Source organism: Streptomyces spinoverrucosus (assembly GCF_006539505.1).
Classification (GTDB): domain Bacteria; phylum Actinomycetota; class Actinomycetes; order Streptomycetales; family Streptomycetaceae; genus Streptomyces; species Streptomyces spinoverrucosus.
On record NZ_BJND01000054.1, the window covers coordinates 58,711 to 65,807 of the forward strand.

7 protein-coding genes are annotated in these 7,097 nt (G+C 70.2%); 2 read left to right on the forward strand and 5 right to left on the reverse strand.

Annotated features, from left to right (window positions below):
* Nucleotides 1-42: 42 nt before the first annotated feature.
* Nucleotides 43-1,149, forward strand: coding sequence for an ABC transporter substrate-binding protein (locus SSP24_RS31045; protein ID WP_141313295.1), 1,107 nt, complete (start codon nt 43-45; stop codon nt 1,147-1,149).
* A gap of 86 nt (nt 1,150-1,235) precedes the next feature.
* Here the strand turns inward: SSP24_RS31045 and SSP24_RS31050 are convergent, their stop codons facing one another.
* The 3 genes from SSP24_RS31050 to SSP24_RS31060 all read right to left on the reverse strand — a co-directional run bounded on the left by SSP24_RS31050 (nt 1,236) and on the right by SSP24_RS31060 (nt 4,696).
* Complete coding sequence (locus SSP24_RS31050; protein WP_141313296.1) at nt 1,236-2,420, reverse strand: S1 family peptidase; 1,185 nt, start codon at nt 2,418-2,420, stop codon at nt 1,236-1,238.
* A gap of 1,218 nt (nt 2,421-3,638) precedes the next feature.
* Nucleotides 3,639-4,253 (reverse strand): LytR C-terminal domain-containing protein, encoded by a 615-nt coding sequence (locus tag SSP24_RS31055; protein WP_141313304.1) that lies wholly within the window; start codon nt 4,251-4,253, stop codon nt 3,639-3,641.
* Nucleotides 4,254-4,399: 146 nt separating this feature from the next.
* Nucleotides 4,400-4,696, reverse strand: coding sequence for a type II toxin-antitoxin system VapB family antitoxin (locus tag SSP24_RS31060; RefSeq protein WP_003991361.1), 297 nt, complete (start codon nt 4,694-4,696; stop codon nt 4,400-4,402).
* Between the two features lie 103 nt (nt 4,697-4,799).
* Between SSP24_RS31060 and SSP24_RS31065 the strand changes: the two genes are divergently transcribed.
* Nucleotides 4,800-6,380, forward strand: coding sequence for a helicase HerA-like domain-containing protein (locus SSP24_RS31065; RefSeq protein ID WP_141313297.1), 1,581 nt, complete (start codon nt 4,800-4,802; stop codon nt 6,378-6,380).
* Nucleotides 6,381-6,399: 19 nt separating this feature from the next.
* On the opposite strand, the gene SSP24_RS44980 is transcribed toward SSP24_RS31065, so the two are convergent.
* Both SSP24_RS44980 and SSP24_RS44435 read right to left on the reverse strand, forming a co-directional pair.
* The gene (locus SSP24_RS44980) at nt 6,400-6,525 is read right to left on the reverse strand and encodes a hypothetical protein (RefSeq protein WP_260463209.1); all 126 of its coding nucleotides are present in this window, start codon (nt 6,523-6,525) and stop codon (nt 6,400-6,402) included.
* Nucleotides 6,526-6,579: 54 nt separating this feature from the next.
* On the reverse strand, nt 6,580-7,097 hold a 518-nt coding region (locus tag SSP24_RS44435), incomplete at its 5' end, for a hypothetical protein (RefSeq protein ID WP_244951803.1).

Sequence of the window (7,097 nt, forward strand, 5' to 3'; positions counted from 1 at the left end):
CCCGTCCATCGCACTGCAGCAGCGCACTGAAGGGGACCACCCATGCCAGTCGGACGGCGTCAGGTACTCGCCGCGGGTTCACTAACGGTCGCCGGGGTCGCACTCGGCGCCGGGACGGCCCACGCCGCGAAGTCCGGCGAGGAGACCAAGAGCCTTGAGCAGCTGTACCGCGAGGCGAAGGCGGAGGGCGGTGTGCTCACCGTCTACGCGGGCGGCGACACCGCCACCCAGCAGGACGGCAACAAGGACGCCTTCGAGAAGGCGTTCCCCGGCATCACGTTGAACATCGTCGTGGACTACAGCAAGTTCCACGACGCCCGCATCGACACCCAGCTCGCCACCGGCACCCTCGTCCCGGACGTCGTACAACTGCAGACCCTTCAGGACTTCCCCCGCTGGAAGCGCGAGGGCGCCCTGCTCCCCTACAAGCCGGCCGGCTTCTCCCGCGTCCACCCCGCCTTCAAGGACCCCGACGGCGCGTGGACCGGCATATTCGTCGACGCCTTCTCCACTGTCTACAACGTCGACGAAGCCGGTGGCACGGCCCCCGCCTCGGCCCGGGACCTGCTCGACCCGCGCTGGAAGGGGAAGATCGTCTCGACGTACCCGAACGACGACGACGCGGTGCTGTACCTGTACAGCCTCATCGTCGACAAGTACGGCTGGCAGTGGCTGCGGCGGTTCGTCGCCCAGGACGTGGCCTGGGTGCGCGGTACGCAGGAACCCGCGGACCGGGTCGAGGCGGGCCGCGCGGCCGTCGCCCTGGGCACGGACGGCATGCTGACCCCGCCGACGGGTGTGAAGACCCGCTTCGTCGTCGCGAAGCACGACCCGTTCATGGCCTGGGCCCAGCGCGCCGCCATCTTCCGGCACGCGAAGCATCCCGCCGCCGCGAAGCTGTACCTGAACTGGTGGCTGTCGAAGCGCACGCAGTCCGACTTCTACATGTGGTCGGTCCGCACCGACGTGCCGCCCCACGAGGGCTACCGCCCCATCTGGGAGTACCGCAACGCCCACCTCGACGGCTTCGAGCACTTCATGGCGAACCGAGCGCTCGTCGAGCGCTTCAGGCAGCAACTCGCCCTCTACGTCGGCGAGGTGACCGGGGCCCCCTCCCCCGGGTGGCTCGGCCTTCACCCCGGGCGCTGACCGGCCGGGGCAGCGACCGGCGAACCTCTGTGGGCCGGCCGGCACCACGCCGACCGGCCCACACGTGCACGCCTGTGCCTGTCCGGTCAGGCGGTGTTGAGAGTGAGTCCGTAGTGCCGCAACGCGTCGTCCAGGGGCTGGAAGTAGGACGATCCGGGTGCGTTGACGCTGCCGTTGCAGCGCTGGTTCGCGGGGCCGCCGGAGGTCATACCCTGGGCCTGGTTGCCGGAGATGTAGGCGCCGCCGCTGTCGCCGCCCTGCGTGCACACCGAGGAGCTGGCCAGGCCGGTGACGACGGTGTTCGGCCCTCCGTTGGGGTCGGAGTACGTGACCGTCACGTTGTAGGAGTTGACCCGGCCGCAGGTCCAGAAGGTGGTGCGGCCCGACTTGCAGAGCGTGGCGCCGGAGACCGCTCGCTGGCTGCCGAGAACGGTGGGCTCGGCAGCCCTGCCGTAGGTCCCCACCACGGTGGATATCGTGTTGCCCGCGTCGAGACGCGCAATGCCCATGTCAACACTGCGGCTGCCCATCGCGAAGCGGGTGTTGGTGCCTTGGGCGAAGCGGGTGCCCTGATAGGAGAGGACCGGGAGGCCCTCGATGCAGTGCCCGGCGGTGACCAGGTACTGACGGCCCGCCGAGTCACGGGCGCCGAAACCGACGGAACAGCGGAAGCCGTTGAACGTCATCTCCGCACCCGGCTGGATGGTGGCCTGCGGTACCAGATCCTGTTGGTCGGCCACGACGCGTACGGCGTCGCCGCGCACCCCCGCCTTGCGGAGGAAGGCCCGGGCCGAGCCGTCGTCGTGGGCCTTCACGGTGACGGTGTCCGTGGCGAGGTCGACCTCCCAGGAACTCACCCCGACCGGCGCCCTGTCGAGCGCGGCGGCGTCCAGTTCGGCCTTGACCTTGTTCAGCTCGTCCTCACCATGGCGGACTGTCCGTGCGCGCAGTCCGGCGTGCTCCAGTTCGCGGGTCGCCTGTCGACCGTCCGCGTTGACGACCAGGTCTCCGTCGGCGTCGAAGAACGAACCGTCCGTCGCCACCCCCTTCCGCTCCAGCGAGGAGAGGGTGTTCCGCTGTGTGGTCTCGCGATCGAGCCGTTCCACCGCGGCCTGTTCGCTCACGCCGAGCGAGGTCGCCAGGGCGCTGATCATGGCCGTGTCGTAGCGCGTGCCGGTCGAGTCGGCCGCCTGTGCGCCGGAGACGACGGTGGCGGAGGAGAGCAGGACGGCAGCGGTGAGTACCGTGAGTCTTTTCCGGGAGTTGCGCAAGGGGGACGTCCTTCCGGAGTCCAGGACAAACGGCCGCGGACAGTGGGGGGTTCGGAAACCGGCATGGGTGAGCCGAATAGAAGATGGCCGTTTGCCTGACGGTCCGCCGTTCCCGGCGACCGCATTTGAATGTTGAACGACACTCACAGAAAAGAACAAGGAACAGATCCGGCCAAGTCGCTTTCCGCCAACCGCGGAACGGTGAAGTAACCCTTAATGCCAGGATTGCCACTGAGCGACGCTTTCGGCACGCGACAACTCTCGCATCGGGAAAGACATCTGACGGCGGCATGCAATACACCCTGAAACACACAAAGCCGGAAGATTGAGTCGCCGTCGGGGGTGCTGGAGGTACAGGAGGACGTCAGCAGCGCGGAGGTGGACGACGGCCGTCGCGGGCAGGCGGCACGCAGGACGCGGCGCGGGTTCGCGAGAGGAGCTCCTGGTTGGCGGGCCAGCTCGGGAAGTGTTCGATCCACGGGGCACCCCGCCGGTCGGCAGGGTGCTGCAGCGCACCGGTCACGACCGGACGCGGCCCACGACCAGCCAGGGTCACCACACGTGGTACGACGCATAGTTCCTCACGGCCAGTGGTTACGTCGTTGCGCCGACCGACGACGTAGAGGTCGCGCGCGTTGAACACCAGGGTGATCTAGGTCTGACGGCAGCCCGGCGCGCTAGGTCCGACGGCAGCCCGGCAGGCTGGGTCCGACGGCAGCCCGGCAGGCTAGGCACATCGAGCAGGCCGGGCAGATCGACAGGCGCCGGGCGGGCCGGGCGGGCAGGGCTCATCAGGCGCGTAGGCCCAGGCGGGCCAGGGGGCCAGTCCGACGCGCAGGCCAAGGCGGGGCCGGGGGCCGTCAAGCACGCAGGCCCAGCTAGAGCAGGAGCCGGTCAGACCCGCAGCCCAGGTCCGCCAGGGCCTGCCAGGCGCGCAGCCCCATCAGGCGCACAGGCCCAGGTGGGGCAGGGACCCGTCAGGCGCGTAGGCCCAGGCGGGCCAGGGGCCCGTCAGGCTCGCAGGCCCAGGCGGGCCAGGGGCCCGTCAGGCGCGCGCGCCCAGCTACGGCACGAGCCGGTCAGACTCGCAGGCCCAGATGGAGGAAGGCCCCACAGACGCGAAGGCCCATCAAGCGGCAGAGCGGCATCCACCGCTCGCGCTCAGCGGCCGTCCTTCGCCGCTGCACGCCCCTTCGCCCCCTCGCCGCTCCACGCCCCTCAGCAGCCCGCCTTCACCCCAGTTGCCGTCGGCCGCGGTGCGGTCAGCTCGGCCAGTGCTCGGTCCGCGGTCGGCTTCTTCGCCAGTTCCTTGAAGCCGTTGCCGATGATCAGGTCGATCGCCTGCCCCTTGCGGGTGTCCGTGCTGCGTTCGGCGGTGGGGAGCTGGGTGGCGAGCACCGGCAGGGACGTGTTCAGGGCCGAGGCGGGGCCGATCAGCAGCCCAGTGGCCTTCACCTTCTTGTCCCACTGCTTCGGCGCGTTGCCCACCTCACCGATCCGGAAGCCACGTTTCTTCAGTTCGTCCGCGGTCTTCTTGGCCAGCCCGCTGCGGGTCGTGGCGTTGAGCACGTTGACGGTGACGGCGCCGGGCCGCGGCACGGCCACGGCCGCGCTGGGCGAGGCGCTCACCTTGGTGGCGCAGTCCGACTTGGTCCCGGCCGCCGAGGCCTTGTCGCCACCGCCGGTGAAAACCTCGACGAGCTGCAGAGTGCCCCAGCCGAGGACGCCGATCACGACGACCGACGCGGTGACGACGAGTACGAGCCTGCCGCGCCGACGGGGTGGACGCATCCGCGGGTACTTGGCCCCCGTGATCCGGTACTGGCCGCCCATGCCGGGGGGAGTCAGCATGCTCATGAGCGCAGCGTAGTGCGCCCGGGCGGCGATGCCTACTACATGATCATTTCACGCCGCTCAGGAGAACCCGAAAGGGCCAAGCCGTGACCGGCCGGTGCCGTTCCGAGAGCTCGCGGGGGGTGTCAGTCCAGCTCGAGGACGCGCGCGTGGAGCACCTGACGCTGCTGGAGCGCCGCACGCACCGCACGGTGCAGGCCGTCCTCCAGATACAGGTCGCCCTGCCACTTCACGACGTGCGCGAAGAGGTCGCCGTAGAAGGTGGAGTCCTCGGCGAGGAGGGTCTCCAGGTCGAGCTGCTGCTTGGTCGTCACGAGCTGATCGAGGCGGACCGGGCGCGGCGCGACGTCCGCCCACTGCCGGGTGCTGTCCCGGCCGTGGTCGGGGTACGGCCGGCCGTTTCCGATGCGCTTGAAGATCACACGGAAAGCCTACCGGTCAAGACCTTCCGGGCGCAGCCATGGAGAGGGAGTGCAACGCTGGAAAGATGCCGTGAACCGGGGCGAAACGGAACAGGGGTCTGACATGAGTGACAGCGAAACCGTGCCCGCGGCCGCCAACCCCGAGGCACCCGGCAGCGCTCCCGCCCTCCCGCAGGAGGCCCTGAAGATCGCCGCCGGGTACGCGTTCACCGGACCCGCGCTGGATCTGGGCGCCCTGCTGTGGGACGGCCGGTGCCTGCCCGACGCCCAGATCCGCATCCCGCTGCCGATGCTCAACCGGCACGGCCTGGTCGCAGGCGCCACCGGCACCGGCAAGACCAAGACCCTCCAGCTGATCGCCGAGCAGCTCTCCGCGCAGGGCGTCCCCGTCTTCCTCGCCGACATCAAGGGCGATGTGTCGGGCATCTCGGCGCCAGGCCGGTCGAACGACAAGATCCGCTCCCGCGCCGCCGAGGTGCACCAGCAGTGGACGGCGACCGGTTTCCCGGCCCGGTTCTACGCCCTCGGCGGCATCGGCCACGGCATCCCGCTGCGCGCCACCGTCACCAGCTTCGGCCCGGTCCTGCTCGCCAAGGTGCTCCAGCTCAACCGGACCCAGGAACAGTCCCTCGGCCTGATCTTCCACTACGCCGACACCAAGGGCCTGGAGCTGATCGACCTCAAGGACCTGCGCGCGGTCGTCGCCTTCCTCACCTCCGACGAGGGCAGGGCCGAGCTGAAGACCATCGGCGGGTTGTCCACCGCCACCGCCGGGGTGATCCTGCGTTCGCTGACCGCGTTCGAGGCGCAGGGGATGGGCTCCTTCTTCGGGGAACCGGAGTTCGACACGGCGGAGTTCCTGCGCACGGCGGAGGACGGGCGGGGCCTGGTGTCGGTCCTGGAGCTGCCCTCCGTACAGGACAAGCCGCAGCTGTTCTCCACCTTCCTGATGTGGCTGCTCGCCGATCTCTTCCACGACCTTCCCGAGGTCGGCGACGCCGACAAGCCCAAGCTGGTCTTCTTCTTCGACGAGGCACATCTGCTCTTCGACGACGCGTCGGAGGCGTTCCTGGACTCGATCACCCGGACCGTGCGGCTCATTCGCTCGAAAGGGGTCGGCGTCTTCTTCGTCACCCAGACCCCGAAGGACGTGCCCGGCGACGTCCTCGCCCAGCTCGGCAACCGCGTCCAGCACGCCCTGCGCGCCTTCACCCCCGACGACCAGAAGGCCCTGAAGGCGACCGTGAAGACCTTCCCCGACTCGGCCTACGACCTCGAAGAGCTGCTCACCAACCTCGGCACCGGTGAGGCGGTCGTCACGGTGCTCAGCGAGAAGGGCGCCCCGACGCCGGTTGCCGCGACGCGGCTGCGCGCCCCCGAGTCCCTGATGGGCCCGATCGAACCGGCCGCCCTGGACCGGGCGGTGACGTCCTCGCCGCTCTTCGGCCGCTATGCACAGGCTGTGGACAGGGAGTCGGCGTACGAGAAGCTGGAACAGCGGGCCGCCGAGAGGCCCGCCGCGGAACCGGAGCGGGCGCCGGCGCCGACGCCCGAGCAGAAGGAGTCGGTCGTCGAACAAGTCATCGACAGCGGCATCTTCAGGTCCCTGGCCCGTTCCATCGGCACCCAGATCGGGCGGGAGATCACCCGTTCGATCTTCGGCACGGCGCGGCGGAGGCGGTAGACCCGCCTCCGCCGACGGCTCAGCGGCCCGGTTTCTTGGGCGGCCGCTGCGGTTGCTTGGTGTCCTTCAGTTCCGTCTTCGGCGCGTTACGCATGGCCTCCGCGCGCACCAGGGCGCGCAGAACGGCGTACGGATCCGAGGGCATGGCTGTGCCTCCTTGCGTCGTACCGACTGACCTGGGTGGGGGAAGGCAGGTCTGTCAGCAGCGCAGGACCACCGAGCGTAGGGTCCGCAGTGGGTACGGCGGCCCTGTCAGCGCCTGTGGCGAGCCGACCGGCGTGATCCGCCCGACCGGGGTGGCCGGACGTGCCGGACGCTGCGGCACCACGGGCCGGTGCGTGCCCCGTCCCGGCGGCCGCAGAGCCGTGTCGAGCACATCGACCTCGGCGACCTCTCCCGCCACGGCGACAACGGGCACCGCCGCCGCCTCCGCGTGCGCCACGGGCAGGAGCAGCACAAGCAGCAGCGCGAGCACCCGCGGCCAGGCACGACGGCGCACGGCGCGGCGGAACTGCGGTGGCGAGCTCACAGCAGGTCCTCTCCCCGGCAGGCGCACGACGTCCGTCGCACGGCGGGTGGAAACCGCCCGGTTGGCGTAGCGGGGAGGCAGGGGGACGTGGCGGTGGGGCCTGGTGACGTACTCGTGGTCCGCGGCGACGTGTCGGTGAGGCCCGGCGAAGCACTGGGCGGACGCGGCGACGTACCGGTAAGACCCGG

What these genes read in the sequence shown, in the direction of transcription:
- SSP24_RS31055 (WP_141313304.1), bottom strand. Translation starts at nt 4,253, where the DNA reads ATGGGCGGCCAGTACCGGATCACGGGGGCCAAGTACCCGCGGATGCGT.
- SSP24_RS31045 (WP_141313295.1), top strand. Translation starts at nt 43, where the DNA reads ATGCCAGTCGGACGGCGTCAGGTACTCGCCGCGGGTTCACTAACGGTC.
- SSP24_RS31065 (WP_141313297.1), top strand. Translation starts at nt 4,800, where the DNA reads ATGAGTGACAGCGAAACCGTGCCCGCGGCCGCCAACCCCGAGGCACCC.
- SSP24_RS44980 (WP_260463209.1), bottom strand. Translation starts at nt 6,525, where the DNA reads ATGCCCTCGGATCCGTACGCCGTTCTGCGCGCCCTGGTGCGCGCGGAG.